Origin of the sequence: Winogradskyella tangerina (genome assembly GCF_003260205.1) — a bacterium.
GTDB classification, from domain to species: domain Bacteria; phylum Bacteroidota; class Bacteroidia; order Flavobacteriales; family Flavobacteriaceae; genus Winogradskyella; species Winogradskyella tangerina.
This window is the reverse complement of the sequence record NZ_QERF01000002.1, coordinates 129,447-153,253: the sequence shown is the minus strand read 5'-3', so window position 1 is coordinate 153,253 and position 23,807 is coordinate 129,447. Positions and strand designations below refer to the sequence as shown.

General features: G+C 36.0%; 19 protein-coding genes. 13 read left to right on the top strand and 6 right to left on the bottom strand.

Translation table 11 applies throughout. The features are described 5' to 3' along the window. Nucleotides 1-109 precede the first annotated feature (109 nt). Nucleotides 110-1,726, bottom strand: coding sequence for a glucosamine inositolphosphorylceramide transferase family protein (locus tag DDY94_RS03400; protein ID WP_111682642.1), 1,617 nt, complete (start codon nucleotides 1,724-1,726; stop codon nucleotides 110-112). Nucleotides 1,727-2,180: 454 nt separating this feature from the next. Here DDY94_RS03400 and DDY94_RS03395 point away from each other — a divergent pair, with 454 nt between their 5' ends. Beyond that, complete coding sequence (locus DDY94_RS03395; RefSeq protein WP_111682641.1) at nucleotides 2,181-6,977, top strand: Ig-like domain-containing protein; 4,797 nt, start codon at nucleotides 2,181-2,183, stop codon at nucleotides 6,975-6,977. Nucleotides 6,978-6,981: 4 nt separating this feature from the next. Here DDY94_RS03395 and DDY94_RS03390 read toward each other — a convergent pair whose 3' ends face one another. From DDY94_RS03390 to porX, 5 genes are all read right to left on the bottom strand, one after another. Continuing rightward, nucleotides 6,982-7,356 (bottom strand): hypothetical protein, encoded by a 375-nt coding sequence (locus DDY94_RS03390; protein WP_111682640.1) that lies wholly within the window; start codon nucleotides 7,354-7,356, stop codon nucleotides 6,982-6,984. Between the two features lie 13 nt (nucleotides 7,357-7,369). After that, nucleotides 7,370-8,569, bottom strand: coding sequence for an alanine dehydrogenase (locus DDY94_RS03385; protein WP_111682639.1), 1,200 nt, complete (start codon nucleotides 8,567-8,569; stop codon nucleotides 7,370-7,372). Between the two features lie 110 nt (nucleotides 8,570-8,679). Continuing rightward, complete coding sequence (locus DDY94_RS03380) at nucleotides 8,680-9,222, bottom strand: hypothetical protein (protein ID WP_111682638.1); 543 nt, start codon at nucleotides 9,220-9,222, stop codon at nucleotides 8,680-8,682. A gap of 244 nt (nucleotides 9,223-9,466) precedes the next feature. Then, the gene (gene tsaE / locus DDY94_RS03375; RefSeq protein WP_111682637.1) at nucleotides 9,467-9,931 is read right to left on the bottom strand and encodes a tRNA (adenosine(37)-N6)-threonylcarbamoyltransferase complex ATPase subunit type 1 TsaE; all 465 of its coding nucleotides are present in this window, start codon (nucleotides 9,929-9,931) and stop codon (nucleotides 9,467-9,469) included. 97 nt (nucleotides 9,932-10,028) lie between these two features. Continuing rightward, the gene (gene porX / locus DDY94_RS03370; protein WP_111682636.1) at nucleotides 10,029-11,582 is read right to left on the bottom strand and encodes a T9SS response regulator signal transducer PorX; all 1,554 of its coding nucleotides are present in this window, start codon (nucleotides 11,580-11,582) and stop codon (nucleotides 10,029-10,031) included. A gap of 34 nt (nucleotides 11,583-11,616) precedes the next feature. On the opposite strand from porX, the gene DDY94_RS03365 reads away from it, so the two are divergent. From DDY94_RS03365 to hisG, 12 genes are all read left to right on the top strand, one after another. Then, a complete protein-coding gene (locus DDY94_RS03365; RefSeq protein WP_111682635.1) occupies nucleotides 11,617-12,846 on the top strand; it encodes an HD domain-containing protein in 1,230 nt (409 codons plus the stop codon). 49 nt (nucleotides 12,847-12,895) lie between these two features. Continuing rightward, nucleotides 12,896-13,924, top strand: a complete 1,029-nt coding sequence (gene lpxD / locus DDY94_RS03360; protein WP_111682634.1) for a UDP-3-O-(3-hydroxymyristoyl)glucosamine N-acyltransferase — start codon at nucleotides 12,896-12,898, stop codon at nucleotides 13,922-13,924. Then, on the top strand, nucleotides 13,911-15,317 hold the full coding sequence (locus DDY94_RS03355) for a bifunctional UDP-3-O-[3-hydroxymyristoyl] N-acetylglucosamine deacetylase/3-hydroxyacyl-ACP dehydratase (protein ID WP_111682633.1): 1,407 nt from the start codon (nucleotides 13,911-13,913) through the stop codon (nucleotides 15,315-15,317). Before lpxD ends, DDY94_RS03355 begins: the two co-directional genes overlap by 14 nt. Nucleotides 15,318-15,320: 3 nt before the next feature. Further along, nucleotides 15,321-16,106 (top strand): acyl-ACP--UDP-N-acetylglucosamine O-acyltransferase, encoded by a 786-nt coding sequence (gene lpxA / locus DDY94_RS03350; protein ID WP_111682632.1) that lies wholly within the window; start codon nucleotides 15,321-15,323, stop codon nucleotides 16,104-16,106. A 20-nt stretch (nucleotides 16,107-16,126) separates the two neighbouring features. Beyond that, the gene (efp, locus tag DDY94_RS03345) at nucleotides 16,127-16,693 is read left to right on the top strand and encodes an elongation factor P (protein WP_111682631.1); all 567 of its coding nucleotides are present in this window, start codon (nucleotides 16,127-16,129) and stop codon (nucleotides 16,691-16,693) included. Continuing rightward, entirely contained in the window at nucleotides 16,694-17,629 is a 936-nt protein-coding gene (locus tag DDY94_RS03340) for a UDP-3-O-(3-hydroxymyristoyl)glucosamine N-acyltransferase (RefSeq protein ID WP_111682630.1), read from the top strand. Beyond that, complete coding sequence (locus DDY94_RS03335) at nucleotides 17,630-18,034, top strand: nuclear transport factor 2 family protein (RefSeq protein WP_111682629.1); 405 nt, start codon at nucleotides 17,630-17,632, stop codon at nucleotides 18,032-18,034. Nucleotides 18,035-18,114: 80 nt separating this feature from the next. Then, nucleotides 18,115-18,987, top strand: a complete 873-nt coding sequence (gene sucD / locus DDY94_RS03330) for a succinate--CoA ligase subunit alpha (protein ID WP_111682628.1) — start codon at nucleotides 18,115-18,117, stop codon at nucleotides 18,985-18,987. 126 nt (nucleotides 18,988-19,113) lie between these two features. After that, nucleotides 19,114-19,860, top strand: coding sequence for a 3-oxoacyl-[acyl-carrier-protein] reductase (fabG, locus tag DDY94_RS03325; RefSeq protein ID WP_111682627.1), 747 nt, complete (start codon nucleotides 19,114-19,116; stop codon nucleotides 19,858-19,860). 7 nt (nucleotides 19,861-19,867) lie between these two features. After that, on the top strand, nucleotides 19,868-21,901 hold the full coding sequence (locus tag DDY94_RS03320) for a VWA domain-containing protein (RefSeq protein WP_111682626.1): 2,034 nt from the start codon (nucleotides 19,868-19,870) through the stop codon (nucleotides 21,899-21,901). 11 nt (nucleotides 21,902-21,912) lie between these two features. Beyond that, complete coding sequence (locus tag DDY94_RS03315; protein WP_111682625.1) at nucleotides 21,913-22,728, top strand: prohibitin family protein; 816 nt, start codon at nucleotides 21,913-21,915, stop codon at nucleotides 22,726-22,728. A 221-nt stretch (nucleotides 22,729-22,949) separates the two neighbouring features. After that, a complete protein-coding gene (gene hisG / locus DDY94_RS03310; RefSeq protein ID WP_111682624.1) occupies nucleotides 22,950-23,807 on the top strand; it encodes an ATP phosphoribosyltransferase in 858 nt (285 codons plus the stop codon).

The following is a 23,807-nucleotide window of genomic DNA, read 5'->3' as shown; positions in this document are numbered from 1 at the left end:
TGAATTGGACAAATATGATAAAAATAAATTAAAATGATTCCATTATTATATCAACGTCTCATTTTTAGGATGAACGCTCTAAAATGCCTTAATTTTTATGAAAATTGAACTATAAGAAGCGTGATCTTTTAAGTTTTATATCGCTTATATAAAGATCATCAGCTTTATTAAAGGTATGAACAGCATTGATCTTTTGATCCCAATTTGGCAAGAGTCTTAACTCAACATTTTCTTCATATTCAGTTGATGAAAGTTGAGTTATCTCAATTATATTTAAACCATACCCATAATGATGAGAACAGACCTGTGATGACCTAAATAGCTGACCATCCTTTTGAAAAATAGCTCCTGCAGGTCGTGCTGTTTCAATATTTCTAACTATTGGATTTAATGGATGAGGCTTCCAATTTGTTGAATTAAGTGTATTTGACGAATACAGAAACAGTTCGGCATTCTTTGAGGTGCCTTTATGATTTTTTTGACTGGTAAACATCCAATAGGTATCATTTTCTTTGTAAATGGTGGTATCTACAGCAACGACATCTGTCATTAAGGTTTGATGTAGTTCCCATTCCAAAGGAAAGTTTTTAGCTTTATATAACTGAATATCCTTATTTCCGCTGGTTTCAGGAATCATATAATAATCACCGTTATCCTTAAAGACAAAGGGATAGGAGAGGTGATAGTCTTTAACGAGAATGGTCTTCGGTTGTTTATAACTACCATCAGCCGCAATTTCCATAACTGATAAATGACCTAGTTTATTTTTATAGATTAATTCTTCAATGAATAAATAATACTTGTCCTTTTCTTTAATAAGAAATGGATCAGCCCAAAATCTATCCTTTGGCGGTAAAATCTTAATATACGAGCTTAAATTAAACGGATCTTTTGTACCCTCCGTATTTAAAAAAATAAGTGCCCACTGATTAAAATAAAAAATGCTTCTTATTTGCTGAATCAGTTTTTTACTATATAGTGATAAGGCATATTTAACAATGGTACCATTTTTTGGAGGTTCGTATTCAACCGTAATATTTTTGTTTGAAAATATACTCTCGAATGAAGTTAGCTTTTTTTGAAAAAGAGCCTCATTTATAGAAAGAAGACGTAAATTATTAATAATGAGAAGGTGAGATTGCCAAAGTAAACTATTGATATTACGCTTAAAACTGAGAATATCAGTACAACTACTTGTTGTGTCTATAGTTAGAGGGAAATCCATGCCGTCTTTGATATATCTTAATACGGCCACGGATTTTGGATGTTTCTGTATCATCTCCCAAATCCCAATTGGTTTTTTATTAACGTTTTCGAGATCACAATGCGTTAAGAACCATACACCATACTTAGCATATTTAGCAAGTTTCTTAGAAGCAACAGAATCTGTTAGATCTATAAGCACATCAAGATCTTGCTCAGTAATCTGCTTTGAGGTTCCGTCCTCTGTAAATTCAATAATTGGTAATTCAGAAAATTCATTTGCAAAATCTCGACTTACTAATGCATATGGATGAGGATTGAATAACTTATTGTCTAATTTTGAAATAAGTTTCCAGAATAAAGGATTCTTTTGAGGTGGATCTTGACTTAAGTCGCTAATTGCATAAGCGAGTTGAATATTAGGGGTTTTTTGAATCTGCTCAACAACCTCCTTTTGCCAACTAAAGAAAGATCGTCTATCAATTGTAATAGCAACTTTTAAGATTCTTGTGTTATCCTTCATTATTTCCGTTTGAAAAAATTTAGATTGAATATATATTTGGCATTCTATTCATGGATGCAATTTTAATAATATTCTTCCACAAAACACTGCTAATATTTCTTTTATACCATTATGACTGTTTTTTCCTTTAAGATTAGAAGAAGGTAATTTTATTCTTGTAATGGTTTTCTGTAATGATAACTTGTTGATAAAAGCTTCCTTAATTTTTTCAAATAGCGCTTTTTCATAGATATTTTTGCACTTTATATCGATGAATGGTCATTTTTTCTAAAATACGACGTCTAATCGGAGTTTTTGTACGTATATAGGTTGTTTTTTGATTAATAATACATTAAGGTAAATATATACTTACAAATAAATGCATTTTATCGAATAATTAGGTATTTTAGCAATATTTGGAAAATTTATTTTTTAGATTCGCCTTGTGTTGCAAAAAAATTGCAAGAAAGATTTTATGAAAGCCCCAAACCCTAAAACTAAGTTATTTAGTAAAAATACTTTTTTATATATTTTCTTAGCACTCTTTGTTTCATTTCAAATTAGTGCGCAACAATTGGCCTTTCCATCAGCAAAAGGTGCTGGAGCCTATTCAACTGGTGGTAGAGGAGGTCAGGTAATCCATGTTACTACTTTAGACTGGGATGCACCAGGTGGATTAAAGGAAGCGATTCAAACACCAGGACCAAGAATAATCGTGTTTGATGTTAGTGGAGTTATTGACGCTACTGGTCAAGGTGGTTTTAGCAATGTAATTAATGGGCCAAATTTCGATAATATTACTATCGCAGGTCAGACTGCACCTCCAGGAGGTATTACGATACTTACTTCAGAATTTCGTTTTAGAAATGTAGACAATGTAATAATACGTTATATCAGTTTTAGAAGAGTTAATACAGCCTTACCAGGAGGGCCATATTCTCAGGATGCCGTTTGGATGATGGAAAATAATGATTTCATTATAGATCATTGTGCATTTAGTCATGGAAATGATGAATCAGCTTCTTTTGCATCCAGTGTGAATACAATGGATGATATTACCATTCAGAATTGCTTCTTTCAGGATAGTAAAACCGGGTCAATCATAGGTATTAAAGGTGAAGAAGGTGATTTCAGCTTTATAAATAACGTATTTAGTAATATCTCCCACAGATTCCCTAATTATAAAGGAGATGGAAGAGCAGATATTATTGGTAATGTGGTTTACAACTGGAAACAGCGTCTCGTTAGACTAGGAGATATTGGGTCTTATGACGGTCAGACGAACGTCATAAATAATTATTATAAAGGATCTGCAGCAGGACTACACAGACCTGGTTGGTTTTCTAATTATAATGTGCCAATTGCCAGACTACACCAATTACAGGTCAATAACACGAGTACAGGAACTATACATAGTTCAGGTAGTTATATTGTAGGTCAGCGCGAAGTTCCACAGGCTGATGATAGTGATATGTGGGCATTATTCGCAGGAACGAATTTATCTGGGTATTCTATTGGAGACCCTGTGCCTGCTAGTTTTTTTCAGGCAAATCCATTTCCACTTCTAGGAGCGAGTTTCCCAGTAAATTCTGCAGAGGATTATTACAACGAACTTATTATCAACGGAAATGTAGGTGCTTTTCAGACATTAAATGCTGATGGTTCTATTAATATAATGCGAGATAGCTATGATACCGAGCATTTAAATATGATCATCAATGATTCTTACGATGGTTCATTTTATGAACCTTTGGCGAATTTAACGTATCCTACTATCCCTGAAAATGTAAGGCCTGCCGATTTTGATACTAATAATGATGGAATGCCGGATGTTTGGAAGATCTCTAGAGGGTTTCAGCCTGATGATGACCTATCAAGTTATGTTTGGCCAAGTGGATATGTAGGTGTTGAAGAATACTTAAATGAGATCGATCTTAATTCAGCACAGATCATTGATGTGGCTGGTGTTGACGTAACTCCTGAAACTGCAACAATAAATATTCCTGATACAGTTCAATTAACGGCTCAAGTTCTTCCAAATAATGCAACTTTTCAAACTGGCACATGGAGCAGTAGTGATGAAGCTATTGCAACTGTAGACAACACTGGTTTAGTTACACCTGTTGCCGAAGGAACTGCTACAATCACATTTACAACAAGCGATGGCGGATTAAGTGATTCTGCACTTATAACAGTAACTAATGTTGTAATTCCTTTAGAATCAGTAAGTTTAACTCCAAATGCTGTAACCTTAGATCTTGGAGAAAATTTCCAATTAAATACAGCTTTTGTTCCTCTTAACACAACGGATACAACGGGTATCTGGACGAGTAGTGATGAATCTATTGCAGTAGTTAGTGCAACTGGTTTAGTTTCGGCGATTGATGAAGGCGAAGCTACAATCACATTCACAGCAAATGATGGCGGATTTACAGCCAGTTCTTTAGTTACTGTTGTTGATACCTTCTTCGGAACATACCAACTTTTCAACGCAGACACGGATATTATTATTCAAGATATCGTAGGTGATGATTCAATCAATCTGGCGGATGAAAGTAGTAATATCAATTTTAGATGTATTCCTCAAGGTGGAGATAATAACCCTGATGTAGAAAGTGTTGAAGTAATCTGGACAGGCCCAACGAGTGGTATCTGGGTTGAAAGCGGTGCTATTTATGCAGGTTTACCAAACGGACACGTAGGTAATGATTTTGAACCCTATGCCGTTGAAGAAGGCACCTATAATTTTACAGTGACCTATTATAGCAATAATGGCGCATCTGGCGATGTTGTAGCAGTAGATAATTTTTCATTAACTTTTTTTTTCAGCACTTTACCAGTTGCGAATGCTGGTCCAGACCAAGATATCTGCGAGGGCGATACCATAACACTGACTGCTTCTGGTGGACCAAACTTTTTATGGGATACTGGAGAAACAACAGCTTCGATTGAAGTAAGTCCAACAACGACTACTACCTATTCAGTGACAGTTTTTGACAACGAAGGTAACTTTGATGAAGATAGTGTAATAGTGACTGTAAATGCAATTCCAGTTGCAGAGGCTGGCGATGATCAAACTATATGTGAAGGAGAAACAGTTACACTAACAGCAAGTGGTGGTACAACGTATTTGTGGAGTAATGGCGAAACTACCGAATCGATTCAAGTAAGTCCTAATGAAGATACTATCTATACTGTTGAAGCCATTTCGAATAATTGTTCAAGTACTGATAACGTTACAGTAATAGTAGAAGAGATACCATCAATAATTGTAAGTGACGATGTTGTTCTAGTAGAAGGAAATTCAACAACGCTTGGTGTTTCTGGAAGCGATAATTTCTTGTGGAGTACAGGAGAGACTACACCTTTCATTACAGTTTCGCCTTTAGTAACAACAACGTATACCGTAACATCGACCAATGCTAATGGTTGTTCAAATACACAAGAAGTAACAGTAACAGTAATTCCTGAAGTTGTTGCCGATGCTGGTAATGATGTAACTATTTGTGCAGGTGAGAATGTTACTTTGATAGCTACCGGTGGGAACACCTACTCATGGGATAACGGTGAAACAACAGCAGAAATTATTGTATCACCAACAGTTACTACAACATACACAGTAACAGTAGAAGATGCCTATGGTTATACGGATACTGATAGTGTAACTGTTACAGTAAACGAAACCCCTGATATTTCTGTCAGCGCTGATGTAGCGATCTTAGAGGGAGAAACTGTAACTCTTACAGCTACTGGAGGTGATAACTATTTATGGAGCACTGGTGAAACAACATCATCAATAACTGTAACTCCAACAGCAACCACAACATATACAGTTATTTCCACAGCTGTTGGTGGTTGTGCAGATATAGAACAAGTTGTTGTAACCATCATTCCTGAAGTTGTTGCTGATGCAGGATCAGATGAATTTATATGTAGTGGTGAAGTAATTACTTTAACAGCGTCAGGTGGTGTAAATTACCTTTGGAATACTGGTGAAACAACCGCTCAAATAGAGGTGTCACCATCAAACACGACAACTTATACTGTAACCGTAGAAGATGCATACGGATATACCGATTCAGATTCTGTAATTGTAGATGTTACAGCATCTCCAGAACTGACTTTAACTGAAGACACAACCATTCTTAATGGTGATAGTATTACTTTAACAGCTACCACCATTGCAGCAGAATCGATTGTGTGGAATACTGGAGAAACTACTGAAAGTATCGTTGTGAGTCCAACGGTGACTACGACTTATACGGTAACAGCTTCAAATGGAAGTTGTATTGAGCAAGCTCAGGTAACCATTACAGTTGAAGAAGTATTAGTAGTTTCTGCAGGTGAAGATGAACGTGTATGCGAGAATGATAACTATGAGATCGTTTTAACTGCTACGCCAGGAGATTCATATCTATGGAATACTGGTGCAACCACACAGAGTATTACAGTGAGTCCAATCTCTACAAGTACATATACAGTTACTGTTACTCAGGGTAGTCAACAGGATACAGATGATGTAACAGTGTATGTTGATCCTAATCCGAACGTAGTTATATTAAATGGTGACAGTGTTGATATTATGAGTGGTGATTTCGTAACGCTTTCGGCTGAAGGTGCTAATTCTTACCTATGGAACAACGGTGCAACACAACCTAATATTGCTGTTAGTCCTACAGTAACTACTACTTATGAGGTAAGAGGTTATATAAATGATTGTTACGACGAGAAACAAGTAACAGTTAATGTAATCCCGGCGGTAATTGCCTCTGCAGGTGATGATAAAGAAATTTGTGAAGGTGAATTTGTAACACTTTTTGCGACAGGTGGAGACGAATATTTATGGAGTACTGGTGAAACAACACAATCTATTGAGGTTTCACCTGAAGAAACAACCGAATATACAGTTACCGTATTCAACGAACTCGATTACGACGAGGATTCGGTAATAGTATTTGTTGATGATGAATGTGACGAAAATAATGATCCGCCAGGACCAACTGATGGATCAGAATTAGATTTCGATTTTACGGTATATCCTAATCCAGCGACAGATCAAGTTAATATAAGACTTCAGGGTACAATGGCCTTGAGTAGAATTTATCTATATGATATTACCGGAAAGCTGATATTTTCAGATATGATATCTAACGAAAATCTTAGCGTATCTGCTACAAGACAAATCGATGTGAGTAATCTGGTTCCTGGCATCTACTATGTAAAAATGGTTGATATCAATAGAGATATTTCAAAGAAGCTAATTATTAAGTAGTACGCTACTTGAGGTAGTTAATTTTCAGAATAGACGATAAAGAATCGCAATTTTCTACCTTCAGTTCAATAGCTCTATCTTTATAGCTGTTATCGATATGATAAACCTTACAAGAATCTAACTCTATATTGCTCTTAGAAAAGTCTACATTACCAAATTTTATAAGGTTTTTAACGGTAGTTGAGTCTAAATTATAATTTGTTATAAAGTCTGAAACTTCATCAGAATAGGCGATAGGCTTAGAGCTAATATTTTTTACGGTTCTGGCATTAGGGCCATAGTCGCAAGAGGCGTCTTTACCGTTTAGAAAAAACATTAATATAACAAGACCTATGGCAAAACCACTGAGGTAATAAGCCAGACGCTGAGTAAATTTCATACTTATAAGCTAATTAAAATATCAGTAAGTTGGCATCATTATAATCTAAACCAAACCATTCTGCAACTGATTTATTGGTTAAAATGCCGTGGTAAAAATACAACCCATTTTTCAAACCTCTATCAAATCGAAGGGCATTTTCTAAGCCACCATACTCGCCAATTTCTAATAAATAAGGAGTAAAGATATTACTTATTGACACTGAAGCGGTTCTTGAATATCTTGCCGGAATATTAGGCACACAATAGTGAGTTACGCCTTTATATTCGAAGGTTGGATGATCGTGAGTTGTTACTTCGCTAGTTTCAAAACAGCCACCCATATCGATACTAACATCAATTATTACCGAACCAACTTTCATATGTTCTACCATAGTTTCAGTAACAACGATTGGTGATCGATTAGTACCTCTTACGGCACCAATAGCTACGTCGCAACGTTTCAATGCCTTTAAAAGATTTTTAGGCTGCATCGTCGAGGTATAGATTGTGCGGCCTAGATTATTCTGAATACATCTAAGCTTGGTTATAGAACTATCGAACACTTTCACATTGGCACCCAGTCCAATTGCAGAACGGGCGGCAAATTCACCCACAGTTCCTGCTCCTAAAATGAGTACTTCGGTAGGAGGTACACCATTAATATTACCCATCATTAACCCATTACCGCCATTAACATTTGATAATAGCTCTGAAGCAATCAAGATCGATGCTGTCCCTGCGATTTCACTCAAGGATCTCACGGCGGGATAGGCACCGTCTTCATCTTTAATATATTCAAATGCTAGGGCAGTGACACGTTTTTTAGCCAAAGCTTCAAAATAGGCCTTACTTTGGGTCTTAATTTGAAGAGCTGAAATAATTATTGTTTGCGGATTTATAAGCGCTATTTCATCTAACGAAGGTGGTTCAACTTTAAGAATTATAGGGCAGGAGTACACCTTTGCTGTATCCTTCGATACTTCAGCACCAGCCTCACTGTAATCTTTGTCTTTAAAATTTGCGCCTTCACCTGCGCCAGATTCTAATAATACACGATGTCCGTTAGCTGTTAAAGCAGAAACAGCATCGGGTGTTAAACAGACACGTCTTTCCTGAAAATGGGTTTCTTTCGGTATGCCAATGAAGAGTTCACCTTTTTGTTTAAGGATCTCTAAGGTTTCTTCTTGTGGTAATAATTGGGCTTTAGTAAATGGTGATAAAGACTTACTCATTAAGTTAGTGCATTGACTTAGTCGCTGCAAGATAATAAATCAGAATCAAGCAAGACTAAAGTTATCTAACTTCAAATTACGAATAATATCTCAATGAATAAAAAAGAGTCCTAAAAATACTGTTTCACCTTCCCAAAAAACGATTTTGGCCTAATCATGAATTCTTTTTCGAGCTCTTCCATCGTTTTATCGGCTTCATTAATTTTGTTAAAGATCTTTGCTCTAACTAAATAGATTGATGGGATTACAACTGCCATGATCGGTAATAAGTAAATGATCTGTGATTCGTCAAGATTTCCTTGGTCTTCGTTGAATAGACTGAAAATTTGATAAATATACATAACGATTGGTACCAATAACGCGTGATACCACCAGTGACGGTTTGTAAAAAACCAAAGGAATAAAATGAGTAAAGGAATAGCCTTACCTGTCAGAATCCACATTGCAAGGTTCGCATCTTCCCATACCTGACTATCGTAAGTAAATAAAAAAGTGTTCCAAGTCTTACTTCTCGGAACACTTTGATATAATGAAAATAAGTAAGGAATAATTGCCAATAAAATAGCGACAATTGTACCTTGTTTTAAGCTCGTCTTAACCGTTGGTTGGAACTTTAAACTTCTTCTTTTCGATTTTCGTTGTTGCTTGTCCATCTAAGTCGATAATGTTAGTCGCTTGAACCGTAAATAACATTCCTCCGAAGATTGCAATTGCCAATACTAGTTTTTTAGCTTTCATAATTTCAAGGGATTTAATTAATTAATTACAGCAAATTTATGGCGTATAAGCAGCCTGCTAAAATCAATTGGTGTTAAAATCCGAGAAATTTGAAGGTTTTAGTTACGGTTTTCCCGTAACTCTAATACTTACTTCAGTGGGATGCGATCAAAATTTAGATCAAAATTTTGGTTCTGTCATAGCGTTCTGTTCGGTTAATAATTTATTGTTTATAGTTAATTTGAGGGATCTTGTACTATTGTCCACACTAGTAATAGTGATGGATTGCGCTTCTTTTGGAAGCAAATCATTTACGCGATCTGGCCATTCAATAAATAACCAATGATCGCTGTTGAAGTAATCTTCAACTCCAAAATTATAAGCTTCTTCTATACTTTCGATACGGTAAAAGTCAAAATGATAAATTTTATCATTTGGCAATATATATTCGTTCACAATAGAGAATGTTGGACTTGTGGCTATGTCACTACTATTCATTGCTCGCAATAAAGCATTAATGAATGTTGTTTTACCACTACCCATTTCACCATAGAACAATATGGTTTTAGTATCTAAATGATCCAAAACCCTATGAGCCATAGCATCAATATCTCTTAAGTTGTATGTAAACTCAATAATATTCACCGTAATCTACTGTAAAATAGACTACAATTATAGGAATTAATATTGGAAAAACCTAGAAAATTATGCATTTCATCGGATTTTTATGCTTTTAAAGGATTTATTTAGGGTCCAAAACCACGAATGGAATTATCATTTCTTCTAATGAAACACCTCCATGTTGGTAGGTATTTCGGTAGTAACTCACATAATGGTTGAAATTATTTGGATATGCCAAAAACAAATCGCCTTTAGCGAAAATAAAGGAGCTGCTCATCGTCAGCGCCGGCAAATGCACTGATTTTGGATTCTTTACAGCAATTACATCCTTATCCTGATAAGTTAAACTTCGACCCGTTTTATAACGTAAGTTGAGACTTGTGTCTCTATCACCAATAACTTTAGTAGGTGCTTTAACATTAATGGTACCGTGATCTGTAGTAAGGATAAGCTTGAAGCCAAGCTGCTGTGATAACTGAATCATTTCAAGTAACGGTGAATTCTTAAACCAACTTTGTGTCAATGATCGGTATGCCTTATCATTTGATGCCAACTCTTTAACGACTTCCATTTCAGTTTTTGAATGCGATAGCATATCAACAAAGTTGTAAACTACAACAGTAAGATCATTGTCTTTTAGTGTTCTGAAATTCTCTACAAGTTTTTTTCCTGATCTAAGATTGGTAATTTTATGATATTCGTACTTTAAATGATTAAGCCCTAATCGCTTAATTTGTTCTCTTAAGAAATCATCCTCGTGAAGGTTTTTACCGCCTTCATCGGTGTCGTTTTTCCAGTATTGCGGATATAGTTTCTCCATATCTGCAGGCATAAGACCAGAAAATATGGCATTACGCGCATATTGTGTTGCCGTTGGAAGGATACTATAAAATGACAGTTCTGACGTTTTTTTATAGTAGTTGATCACTGTGGGTTCAAAGGCTTTCCATTGATCGTAACGCAAATTATCAATAACCACCATTAAAGTAGGTTGCTTATCACTTAGTTCAGGGACCACTTTTTCTTTAAAAAGGGTATGAGACATAATTGGAGCATCAGCATTAGGCTCAAACCAATCTGCATAATTCTTTTCTATAAATTTTCCGAATTGCAAGTTAGCTTCGGTCTTTTGTGATTCAAGGATATCGGTCATGCCAACATCTTCAATATCCTCTAATTGGAGTTCCCAATAAATAAGCTTCTGATAAAGGTCTACCCATTCTTCATAAGAGTTCACCATGGAAAGATCCATTGCAATCTTCCTAAATTCTTGCTGATAATTAGAAGTCGTTTTCTCAGACACCAATCTTGAGTGATCCAAGTTCTTTTTCAAACTTAATAAGATCTGATTTGGGTTTACAGGTTTAATAAGGTAATCTGCGATTTTGCTCCCAATGGCTTCTTCCATAATATATTCCTCTTCACTTTTGGTGATCATAACCACAGGAAGATTAGCACGTCGCTCCTTAATTTCATTTAGTGTTTCTAGTCCGGTAAGACCTGGCATATTCTCATCTAAGAAAACGATATCAAAATTGGTATCGTCAATAATTTCTAAGGCTTCAGTTCCACTTTGACAGGTCGTAACATCATATTGTTTCTGTTCTAAAAAAAGAATATGAGGCTTCAATAAATCAATTTCGTCATCTACCCAGAGAATATTTATGTTGTTCATGTATATTTGTTTTCTAATTAATGAATTATTCTAATTGAAGTCTAGTAATAAACTTAAAATATTTAACGATCCAATTTACGGATTTATTACGATTCCGAATTCGTTAATTTTCGACCTTATTCAGCATAAATACTTCCAACGATTACGACGAATTAGCCAGATGGGGCTTTCCTATTTAGTCTACCCAGGAGCGCATCACACGCGTTTCCATCATGCCTTAGGGAGTATGCACTTAATGCAAAATGCTATCAATGTACTTCGTTTTAAGGGCATTAGCATTTCCGAAGAGGAAGAAAATGGTTTACTTATTGCCATCCTTTTGCACGATATTGGTCACGGACCTTTCTCGCATGCTATGGAGCACAGCCTTGTTAATGATGTGTCTCACGAAGAGATTTCATTGCGTTTTATGGAAGCACTTAACGAAGAGTTTAACGGAAGTTTAACGTTAGCGATATCAATTTTTAAAGGTGAATATCAGCGAAAATTCATGTGCGAGCTTATTTCTAGTCAATTAGACATGGATAGAGCTGACTACCTGAAACGCGACAGTTTTTATACTGGTGTTGCCGAAGGAAATATTAATAGTGAACGATTGATCACCATGTTGAATGTTGTTGATGATCATCTTGTAGTTGAAGAAAAGGGAATTTACAGCGTTGAAAAGTTTTTAGTAGCAAGACGCTTTATGTATTGGCAAGTGTATTTGCACAAAACAGGAGTGGTTGCAGAACAACTACTTACGCGCACCTTAAAAAGGGCGAAAGAGCTTGTTCAAAATAAAGTACAATTAGATTGCAGTGCACCATTATTTTATTTTCTGAATTCTGAAGTAAATGCCGAAAGCTTCAATGAGGAAACGCTGAATATATTTTCAAAACTTGATGATTACGATATTGTTGCAGCGATGAAGCAATGGCAATATCATGATGATTTTGTATTGCGTAATCTTTGTGAAATGATCATTAATAGAGATTTATTAAAGATCAAAATTAAGAACAAGCCTATAAAAAAGTCAGAGCTGGTTGCACATGTCGAGGCACTAATGGCCAAATATTCAATTTCTAAGGATGAAGCGGATTACTTTGTTTTCAATGGGGAAATTACCAATGTTGCCTATCAGAATAAAAACAAGCACATTAATATCCTTTTAAAAAATGGTAAAATAAAGGATATCGTTAAAGCATCGGATCAGTTAAATCTTAAAGCCCTGAGCAAACCGGTAACGAAGTATTATATGTGCTATCCTAAAAACAAAATGTAATACATTTTTTCTATTTTTGCGGAAACCAACATTTATTAAAATCATTTAATTGGAATTTACAGCAGAACAAATCGCAGGTATTTTAGAAGGTACTGTCGTTGGTGATCCAAATACACAAGTTTCAAAGCTTGCTAAAATTGAAGAAGGTACAGTAGGATCGCTAACGTTTTTAGCGAATCCAAAATACAAGCCTTATATATACACCACTAAAGCATCCATTACTATCGTTAATTCAGATTTTGAACCTGAAGACACCTTAGAAACAACACTCATAAAAGTAGAAGATGCCTATGGGGCGTTCACTAAGCTACTAGAATATTACAATCAGATCAAACTAAATAAAACAGGTATAGAACAACCAAGTTTTATTTCTGATTCAGCCAAGCTTGGCGAAAATGTTTATGTCGGAGCGTTCACCTATATAGGTGATAATGTCACCTTAGGGGATAATGTAAAGATATTTCCCAACTCATATATTGGAGACAATGTGGTAATTGGAGATAGCACAGTTGTGTTTTCAGGTGGAAAGATTTATTCGGAATGTGTTATTGGTGCTAATTGTGTCATTAATTCAGGTGCTATTATTGGTGCCGATGGATTTGGATTCAAGCCAGATGAAAAAGGCGAATACTCTAAAGTCCCTCAAATAGGAAATGTTATCATAGAGGATTTTGTAGACATCGGTGCAGGAACCACAATCGATAGAGCAACTTTAGGTTCAACTATTATAAGACGTGGTGTAAAACTCGATAACCAAATTCAGATCGCTCATAATGTTGAAATAGGACGCAATACTGTTATTGCGGCTCAAGCAGGGATTGCAGGCTCCACCAAAATTGGAGAGAATTGTCAGATTGGTGGGCAAGTAGGAATCGTAGGGCATATTACTATAGGCAACAACGTTAAGATTCAGGCACAATCGGGTATCGGAAGACATGTGAAAGATAATGAAGTACTTCAAGGTTCACCAGCTTTAGCCTATGGCGATTACAATAAATCTTATGTATACTTTAAAAACTTACCTAAGATCATTAAAAATATTAGTGAAATTGAAAAGAAAGTAGATGGCAATAGTTAAAACTGAAATAAAACAAAAGACCATTGAAAAAGAAGTGACGCTAAAGGGCGTCGGACTTCATACAGGGGCGGATGTCACCTTAGTTTTTAAACCAGGTGTTGAGAACTCCGGTTTTCTATTTGAACGTGTTGATTTAGAAGGAAACCCTAAGATCGAAGCAGATGCCAACTATGTAACAAATACACAAAGAGGAACTTGTCTTGAGAAAAATGGGGTAACCATTCAAACGTGCGAGCATGTATTGGCAGCTTTAGTCGGACTAGATATTGACAATGCCATTATTGAACTCAATGCATCCGAGCCACCAATAATGGACGGGTCGTCAAAGTTTTTTGTAGAAGCACTTGAAAAAGCCGGAATCATTGAGCAAGAGGCATTCAGAGAAGAATATGTCATAAAAGAGGTGGTGTCTTATGCAGATGAGACTACCGGAAGTGAGATCATTCTTATGCCTTCGGATGACTACAAGGTTACGACGATGGTAGATTTTGGTACCAAGGTTTTAGGTACGCAAAATGCTACGATGAATTCAGTAGATGAATTCAAAACGGAAATAGCAGATGCCAGAACATTTAGTTTCTTACACGAATTAGAAATGCTTCTTGAACACGGCCTCATTAAAGGCGGTGATCTGAATAATGCCATTGTTTATGTGGATAAAGAGCTATCTCCTGAAACCATGGATCGTTTAAGAACAGCTTTCAAGAAAGACAATATTGCAGTTAAGCCTAATGGCATTTTAGATAATCTAACCTTACATCACCCAAATGAAGCAGCACGTCATAAGCTGTTGGATGTTGTCGGTGATTTGGCATTAATAGGCACTCGCATTCGCGGAAAAGTCATTGCCAATAAACCAGGCCATTTTGTAAACACCCAGTTTGCAAAGAAGATGTCTAAGATCATTAAGAATGAAAGACGAAATAATGTACCTCAAATAGATTTGAATGCACCGCCATTAATGGATGTAAATCAAATTATGAATATGCTTCCGCATAGACAACCATTCTTGTTACTTGATAAAGTTTACGAGCTCACTGATAGTTCTGTAACTGGTATGAAGAATGTGACGATGAACGAAGAGTTTTTCCGAGGGCATTTCCCTGGAGCACCAGTTATGCCGGGTGTTTTAATTGTTGAAGCCATGGCTCAGACTGGTGGAATATTGGTGTTGAGTACTGTTCCTGATCCAGAGAATTACCTCACGTTTTTCATGAAGATCGACAATGTGAAATTCAAACAGAAAGTCGTTCCGGGTGACACCTTAATATTTAAATGTACATTAATCACTCCTATAAGAAGAGGTATTTGCCATATGCAAGGGTATGCCTACGCCAACGGAAAGTTATGCGCTGAGGCTGAGTTAATGGCACAAATTTCAAAAGTAAAGTAAACAATGAATCAACCTTTAGCATATGTACATCCAGGCGCCAAGATCGCCAAGAATGTTGTAATTGAACCATTTACAACCATTCATAATAATGTAAAGATCGGTGAAGGAACCTGGATAGGAAGTAATGTGACCATAATGGAAGGTGCGCGTATTGGTAAGAATTGCAACATCTTTCCTGGCGCAGTAATTTCAGCCGTACCTCAAGATCTTAAATACAACGATGAAGATACTACAGTAGAGATCGGTGATAATGTTACCATTAGAGAATGTGTTACTATCAACAGAGGAACTACAGATAAAATGAAAACCGTAATCGGTAACAATTGCTTAATTATGGCTTATTGCCATATTGCACACGATTGCATCGTTGGTAATAACTGTATTTTTTCTAATAACAGCACATTGGCCGGCCATATCACAGTAGGTGATTATGTGGTTTTGGCTGGGATGACTGCTGTACATCAATTCTGTTCAGTTGGTAACCATGCTTTCGTAACCGGAGGTTCATTGGTGCGTAAAGATGTACCACCTTATGTGAAGGCTGCTAGAGAACCCTTGTCATACGTTGGAATTAATTCCGTTGGTCTAAGACGAAGAGGTTTTACAACTGAGAAAATTCGTGAAATTCAAGATATTTATAGAATACTTTATCAAAAGAATTACAATAATACCCAAGCTTCAGAGATTATTGAAGCCGAAATGCAAGCCACTCCTGAGCGTGATGAAATTCTGCAATTCATTAAGAATTCTCATCGTGGTATCATGAAAGGTTATTTCAAATCAAATTAATAAATAAACAAAACACAATAATGGCAAGTACTTCAGATATACGAAATGGTTTATGCATAAAATACAACCACGATATATACAAAATCATTGAATTTCTTCATGTTAAACCAGGTAAAGGACCTGCTTTTGTGAGAACAAAACTTAAAAGTGTTACTACCGGAAAGGTAATAGATAATACCTTTTCTGCCGGACACAAGATTGATGATGTTCGTGTAGAAACTCACAAGTTTCAATATTTATACAATGATGGTGAATACTATCATTTTATGAATGAGTCTGATTACACACAAATTCAACTCACTGAAAACGCACTAGACCGTCCAGATTTAATGAAAGAAGGTGAAGTTGTAACAGTTCTAATTAATACTGAAGACAACATGCCACTTTCTGTCGATATGCCTGCAAGTGTTATTTTAGAAGTAACTCACACTGAACCTGGAGTTAAGGGCAATACGGCAACAAACGCTACTAAACCTGCAACTGTAGAGACAGGTGCAACGGTTAATGTTCCTTTGTTTATTAATGAAGGCGATAAGATAAAAATCGAAACAGAAAAAGGTACGTATAAAGAACGTATTAAGGAATAAATGAAATTTCCAAAGCCACATACTTTAAAAGAGATCGCGGATATAATAAGTACTGAATATGTCGGTGCTGATGACTTTCCTGTGCTCGGCATGAATGAAATTCATGTTGTAGAACCCGGAGATATTGTCTTTGTAGATCACCCAAAATACTATGATAAAGCACTTCAATCTGCAGCAACCATAATACTTATTAATAAGGAAGTTGAGTGCCCTGAAGGCAAGGCTTTACTGATATCAGATGATCCGTTTAGAGATTTTAATAAACTAACAACCTATTTCAAACCGTTTAAATCGTCTCATGTTGCTATTGCTGATGATGCGAAAATCGGTGAAGGAACCATAATTCAACCAAATTGTTTTATTGGTAATAATGTTACTATCGGAAAGAATTGCGTCATACATTCAAATGTTAGTATCTACGACGACGCAGTCATAGGTGATAATGTGATTATCCATGCCGGAACCATTTTAGGTGCAAGTGCATTTTATTACAAAAAGCGACCTGAAGGATTTGATCAGTTGTTATCTGGTGGTAGAGTTGTCATAGAAGATAATGTTGATATTGGTGCTGCATGTACGATCGATAGAGGAGTAACGGGCGATACAACTATAAAAGAAGGTGCTAAAATTGACAATCAGGTGCAAATAGGGCACGACACCGTTATTGGCAAAAAATGTCTTATTGCTTCACAGGTTGGAATTGCAGGTTGTGTAATTGTAGAAGACGAAGTTACAATTTGGGGTCAAGTTGGGATAACAAGTGGTATAACGATTGGCGCAAAAACTGTCATTTCTGCCAAGGCTGGTGTAAGTAAGTCTCTAGAAGGAGGGAAGCACTACTTCGGAATACCTGCCGACGATTTCAGATCTAAGTATAAAGAAATTGCTTCCATCCGTAAAATTCCTGAAATCCTCGAAAAATTAAAAGATCTATAAATGTCTCCACTAGAAATTGTAAAAGCATTTTATGCTTCTGATGTAGCAAATGATGCTGATGTCATTTCTAAATTTTTTCATGAAGATGCTGAGTTGCACTGGACGAGCAGTCAAGGATTTAGAGTTTTAAATCACAATGACTTGGAATCCTTCTTTTCTGAAACTCGAAAAGCCTTCGAAAACTTAAGATTCGAATTCACCCATTTGATTGAGTCTAATTCAACCGTCGTTACCAGACATACTTTATTTGGCTCTGCCATAGAAGACTCAAAAAATGAAACTGCCCTTGGCCATTTTTCAACAATTTGGGAAGTCAAAGATGGTAAGTTGTACCGTGGCTATGAGATCAGTCAGCCAGCAGATGAAAGTAACTCAAAAAGCATGGCTTCCTATTCAAAAAAATAAATTTAAAAGGGCTCGTTTATACGTATCAAATCCCTTATTTTTGCACTGAAATTTTTAAAAATTAAAAACAATACTATCACATGAGCGTTTTAGTTAACAAGAATTCTAAAATCATAGTACAAGGTTTCACAGGTAGTGAAGGAACATTTCATGCAGGTCAAATGATCGAATATGGTACAAATGTAGTTGGTGGCGTAACACCAGGAAAAGGTGGGCAAACTCATCTTGATAGACCTGTATTTAATACGGTATCAGAAGCCGTAGAAAAAGTAGGTGCTGATACTACTATTATATTCGTACCGCCAGCGTTTGCTGCGGATGCTATTATGGAAGCTGCGGATGCAGGTATTAAAGTTATCATTACCATTACAGAAGGAATTCCTGTTGCTGATATGATTAAAGCTGCAGATTACATTAGAGATAGAGATTGCCGATTGGTAGGACCAAACTGTCCAGGAGTTATCACTCCAGGTGAAGCTAAAGTTGGTATCATGCCAGGCTTTGTTTTCAAATCAGGTAAAGTTGGTATCGTTTCAAAATCTGGTACATTAACTTATGAAGCTGCAGATCAGGTAGTGAAACAAGGATTAGGAATAACAACAGCTATAGGTATCGGTGGTGACCCAATTATTGGTACAACTACAAAAGAAGCTGTTGAATTATTGATCAATGACCCAGAAACTGAAGCTGTAGTTATGATCGGTGAAATCGGTGGGCAACTTGAAGCTGATGCTGCTAATTGGTATCAGGCGAGTGGAAGTACTAAGCCAATCGTTGGATTTATAGCAGGAGAAACTGCTCCGGCTGGTAGAACTATGGGGCATGCTGGTGCAATCGTAGGTGGTAGTGATGATACAGCTCAGGCTAAAAAGAAAATTATGAAAGCATGTGGTATTCATGTTGTGGATTCACCTGCGGAAATAGGAAAGAAAGTCGCAGAAGTATTAGGCTAATCGCTTTCTATAAAACTGTTAAAAACCTTACAAAATGTTGTGAGGTTTTTTTATTTCTTGCAACTTGTAATTGCTATATTTGAGTATTAATCAAATAAATAAACTAACTAAACCAACACATAAATTATGAAACTATTAGAAGGTAAAACGGCCATAGTTACTGGAGCTAGTCGTGGTATAGGTAAAGGAATTGCTGAAGTTTTTGCTCAGCATGGTGCTAACGTAGCTTTTACATTCAGTTCGTCTGTAGATGCTGCAAAGGCCTTAGAAAAGGAATTAAATGAACTAGGCGTTAAAGCTGTTGGCTATCAAAGTAATGCAGCTAGTTTTGAAGAAGCTCAGAAACTTGCAGAAGATGTGTTAGCCGAGTTTGGATCTATTGATATACTCGTAAATAATGCAGGGATTACTAAAGACAATCTTTTAATGCGTATGGGTGAAGAGGATTTCGATAAGGTTATAGAAGTTAACCTTAAGTCTGTTTTTAATATGACCAAAGCTGTTCAGCGTACGATGCTTAAACAACGTAAAGGATCAATTATCAATATGAGCTCTGTAGTAGGTGTGAAGGGTAATGCCGGACAAACAAACTACGCTGCATCTAAGGCAGGAATCATAGGTTTTTCTAAATCGGTCGCTTTAGAATTAGGCTCGAGAAACATTAGAAGTAATGTGATTGCTCCAGGTTTTATTGAAACTGAAATGACCGCTAAGCTCGATGAAGAAACCGTAAAAGGGTGGAGAGCTGCTATACCTTTAAAACGCGGCGGTACACCTGAAGATATAGCAAACGCCTGCGTGTTTTTAGCGAGTGATATGAGTGCTTATGTAACCGGACAAACAATAAACGTTGACGGCGGGATGTTGACATAAATTATAAATGCAAACAGAAACGATCGTATATATTATTATTGCTGGAATAGCAGCGCTTTCATTAGCGCTGTTTCAGTATATATACAGATCGAAACTAAAATCTAAGCTTCGCTATGGCTTAATCATTCTTCGGACTTTAGCCATCTTTGGAATATTACTGCTGCTTATAAACCCAAAATTCGAATCAAATACATACTACGATAAAAAACCAACGCTCGTCGTAGCTGTTGATAATTCTGAATCGGTAAAATACTTAGGGCAAGATAGCACAGCCAATACTGCTCTTAATGCCATTCGCGATAATTCTGATTTAAATGAACGCTTTGATATCCAAACCTACAGTTTTGGCAGATCTGTGAATAGCCTTGATAGTTTGAATTTTACCGATCGGCAATCCAATATTTCACAAGTATTAAAACAACTTGGTGAAGTATTTGCCAATACGACGGCGCCAATAGTAATGTTAACCGACGGCAATCAAACATATGGTTCCGATTACAGTTTCCTTTCAAACTCAATTAAACAACCGATTTATCCTATAATTCTTGGGGATTCAACAGTATATTCAGATTTGAATATCAAACAGCTTAATGTAAATCGCTATGTGTTTCTAAAGAATAGATTTCCAGTTGAAATTATCGCCAATTATAATGGCACAGAAGTCGTTAATACAGAACTTTTAATTTGGTCAGGTAATTCGGTTATATTTAGAAAACCAATTCAATTTAACGCCTCTAAAACCTCTGAGATCATTTCAACAACTTTAGCAGCTAATAGTGTTGGTGTTAAAACTTATCGTGTTGAGTTGTCTCCACTGAACAACGAAAAAAATACGGTAAACAATTCGAAGAATTTTGGAGTAGAGGTCATCGATCAAAAAACCAATATAGCTCTGGTCTCAGATATTTTGCATCCCGATCTTGGAGCAATAAAAAAGTCAATCGAGAGCAACGAGCAGCGAAGTGTTTCAATATTGAAGCCGCAAGAGTATTTATCAAAAATTAATGATTATCAATTAGTTATATTATACCAGCCAAATAATAGCTTTAATTCGGTTCTAAATGAGGTTCGCAAGCAGAATCTAAATACATTTACGATTTCAGGAGCCAGTACAAACTGGAGTTTACTCAACAATACGCAAGGATATTTCAATCAAGTCATAACAAATCAGACTGAAGACTTTCAGCCAAACATAAATCGAAATTATAGCACTTTTATTATCGATAATCTCGATTTTAGTGATTATCCTCCGTTAAAATCAGAATTTGGCAACACAGAATTCTTAGTACCAAATGATGTTATTCTTTATAAAACGGTTAATGGGTTTTTAACAGACCAGGTGATGCTTTCAACTTTTGAGATCAATAGTTCCAAGCACGCTTTTTTATCAGGAGAAGGCATATGGCGATGGCGAGCACAGTCTTTTTTAGAAACGGAAAGCTTTAATGATTTCGATAACTTTATGGGAAAGCTTGTGCAGTATTTAAGTTCTAATAAGAAGCGCAATCGATTAAATATAGACTATAAGTCGTTTTACAACGGTAATGACGATGTGATCATTTCGGCACAGTATTTCAATAAGAATTTTGAATTTGATGATTCTGCAGCATTAACGATAATCATCAGAAACAAGGAAGATGACAGTGTTAGAGAGGTACCATTGCTTTTGAATAATGGAAATTACCGAGTTGACCTTAGCGGTATTTCAGCCGGATCGTACGATTTCACTGTTAAGCATAACACTGAATCTATCGCGGCGTCAGGCAGTTTTGAAATCTTAGAATATAATGTTGAGCAGCAATTCTTAAATGCCGACCTCGATAAATTACAATCCCTAGCTAGTAGCAGTGCAGGTAAAGCGTTTTTCGGTTCTAATTATTCAGATCTAATTAATGATCTTATCACCGATAATCGCTATGCTACAATACAAAAAAGCACTAAAAATGTCGTACCTTTGATCGACTGGAAATACTTGCTGGGAATCATAGCCCTAAGCCTATTTTCAGAATGGTTTATTAGAAAATATAACGGTTTAATTTAAAAGAAAATAACATGGAGAAATTACCTAAAATAGGACTACCTATTTTAATAGGAATAATTATTTTTTTAATTATCCTTTTTAAATCAGCGGTAACTATAGATGCTGGTCATGCGGCTGTATTGTACGAAACTTTAAAAGATGGTGTAGACTCAGAGAAACCACCTCTTGGTCCAGGTTTTCACATTATAGCACCATGGAATAGAGTGATCGATTATGAAACTCGTCAACAAGAAATTCCAGAAAAAATGTCTGTTCTATCATCAAATGGACTTGATATCAAACTTGATGCATCTGTGCTTTACGAGCCAGATGAAAAGAACTTAGGTAAGCTGCACAATGAAAAAGGCGAAAACTATCTTAGTAGAGTTTTACAGCCTGCAATTCGTTCTGCTGCGCGAAGCGTTGTAGGGCGTTATACACCAGAGCAATTGTATTCAAGCAAGCGTGATGCTATTCAAACAGAAATTTTTGAAGAGACCAAAAAAATTGTTGAAAGTCAATATATCCAATTAAACAGTGTTTTAATTAGAGATGTAACCTTACCACCAACAATTAAAGATGCTATTGAACGTAAATTAAAGCAGGAGCAAGAGTCTCTTGAGTATGAATTCCGTTTAGTTACAGCTCAAAAAGAAGCAGAACGTCAACGAATCGAGGCGCAAGGTAAAGCAGATGCCAACAAAATTTTAAGCGCGTCTTTAACAGATAAGATCCTTCAGGATAAAGGAATTGAAGCCACTAATAAGTTGGCTGAATCACCTAATAGTAAGGTGGTGATTATCGGTTCTGGGGACACAGGAATGCCAATAATTTTAGGCAACCAATAAAAAATTTGTTAAACACTTGGAATTGTAAAATAATTTTACAAAACTTTATTTATCAAAATAAGACATGAATAACAATCAATTACATCATCATTTTCAGGTAATCGCTCAAGCGAGGTGAAGATGTATTGATTAATTTCAACATATAATTTTAAACCCGTTTGAGAATATCAAATGGGTTTTTTTATGGAACTCATGCATATTCTCAACTAACTAAAACTAGAATGAGTACTTTAAAAATTGCAGTTCAGAAATCTGGACGATTAAATGAAGATTCGCTTAGGATACTAAAACAAATCGGTATTTCTATCGACAATGGAAAGGATCAACTAAAAGCTTCAGCACGAAATTTCCCTCTGGAAGTATTTTATCTTCGAAATGGTGATATACCTCAATACTTGCGCGATGGTGTTGTAGATGCAGCCATAATAGGCGAAAATGTACTAATTGAAAAAGGACATGACATTACTGTAGTTGAAAAATTAGGCTTTTCAAAATGTCGTGTATCTATTGCGGTTCCTAAATCTTCGAGCGCTAAGAGTTTGAAAGATCTTGAAGGAAAACGTATTGCTACATCCTATCCAAACACCGTAAACCAGTTTTTGAAAAATTCTGGTGTGTCTGCAAATCTTCACATTATTAATGGATCTGTTGAAATTGCGCCAAACATAGGATTGGCCGATGGTATCTGTGATATTGTTTCAAGTGGAAGTACCTTATTCAAAAATGGATTAAAAGAGATCGAAGTGCTACTTAAATCTGAAGCCGTTTTAGCGACTTCGCCTCAGATTTCTGAAGACAATCAGGCTCTAATTGATAAGATTCAGTTTAGATTGAAATCCGTTTTACGAGGTAGAGAAAATAAATATGTACTCTTAAATGCACCTAACGACAAACTCGATAAGATCTGTGCCATTCTACCAGGAATGAACAGTCCTACGATTTTGCCACTAGCAAAAGAAGGTTGGAGTTCATTGCACTCTGTGATCAATAAAAATGATTTTTGGAATGTGATAGATGAATTAAAAGCGAATGGTGCCGAAGGTATTTTAGTGTGTCCAATCGAAAATATGGTATTGTAA

Bases quoted from the DNA above. Each gene is read 5' to 3' on its own strand.
- DDY94_RS03320 (WP_111682626.1), top strand. From the start codon at position 19,868: ATGCAAACAGAAACGATCGTATATATTATTATTGCTGGAATAGCAGCG.
- DDY94_RS03385 (WP_111682639.1), bottom strand. From the start codon at position 8,569: ATGAGTAAGTCTTTATCACCATTTACTAAAGCCCAATTATTACCACAA.
- DDY94_RS03395 (WP_111682641.1), top strand. From the start codon at position 2,181: ATGAAAGCCCCAAACCCTAAAACTAAGTTATTTAGTAAAAATACTTTT.
- hisG (WP_111682624.1), top strand. From the start codon at position 22,950: ATGAGTACTTTAAAAATTGCAGTTCAGAAATCTGGACGATTAAATGAA.
- efp (WP_111682631.1), top strand. From the start codon at position 16,127: ATGGCAAGTACTTCAGATATACGAAATGGTTTATGCATAAAATACAAC.
- lpxA (WP_111682632.1), top strand. From the start codon at position 15,321: ATGAATCAACCTTTAGCATATGTACATCCAGGCGCCAAGATCGCCAAG.
- DDY94_RS03380 (WP_111682638.1), bottom strand. From the start codon at position 9,222: ATGGACAAGCAACAACGAAAATCGAAAAGAAGAAGTTTAAAGTTCCAA.
- DDY94_RS03355 (WP_111682633.1), top strand. From the start codon at position 13,911: ATGGCAATAGTTAAAACTGAAATAAAACAAAAGACCATTGAAAAAGAA.
- sucD (WP_111682628.1), top strand. From the start codon at position 18,115: ATGAGCGTTTTAGTTAACAAGAATTCTAAAATCATAGTACAAGGTTTC.
- fabG (WP_111682627.1), top strand. From the start codon at position 19,114: ATGAAACTATTAGAAGGTAAAACGGCCATAGTTACTGGAGCTAGTCGT.
- DDY94_RS03315 (WP_111682625.1), top strand. From the start codon at position 21,913: ATGGAGAAATTACCTAAAATAGGACTACCTATTTTAATAGGAATAATT.
- porX (WP_111682636.1), bottom strand. From the start codon at position 11,582: ATGAACAACATAAATATTCTCTGGGTAGATGACGAAATTGATTTATTG.
- DDY94_RS03390 (WP_111682640.1), bottom strand. From the start codon at position 7,356: ATGAAATTTACTCAGCGTCTGGCTTATTACCTCAGTGGTTTTGCCATA.
- DDY94_RS03340 (WP_111682630.1), top strand. From the start codon at position 16,694: ATGAAATTTCCAAAGCCACATACTTTAAAAGAGATCGCGGATATAATA.
- DDY94_RS03335 (WP_111682629.1), top strand. From the start codon at position 17,630: ATGTCTCCACTAGAAATTGTAAAAGCATTTTATGCTTCTGATGTAGCA.
- DDY94_RS03400 (WP_111682642.1), bottom strand. From the start codon at position 1,726: ATGAAGGATAACACAAGAATCTTAAAAGTTGCTATTACAATTGATAGA.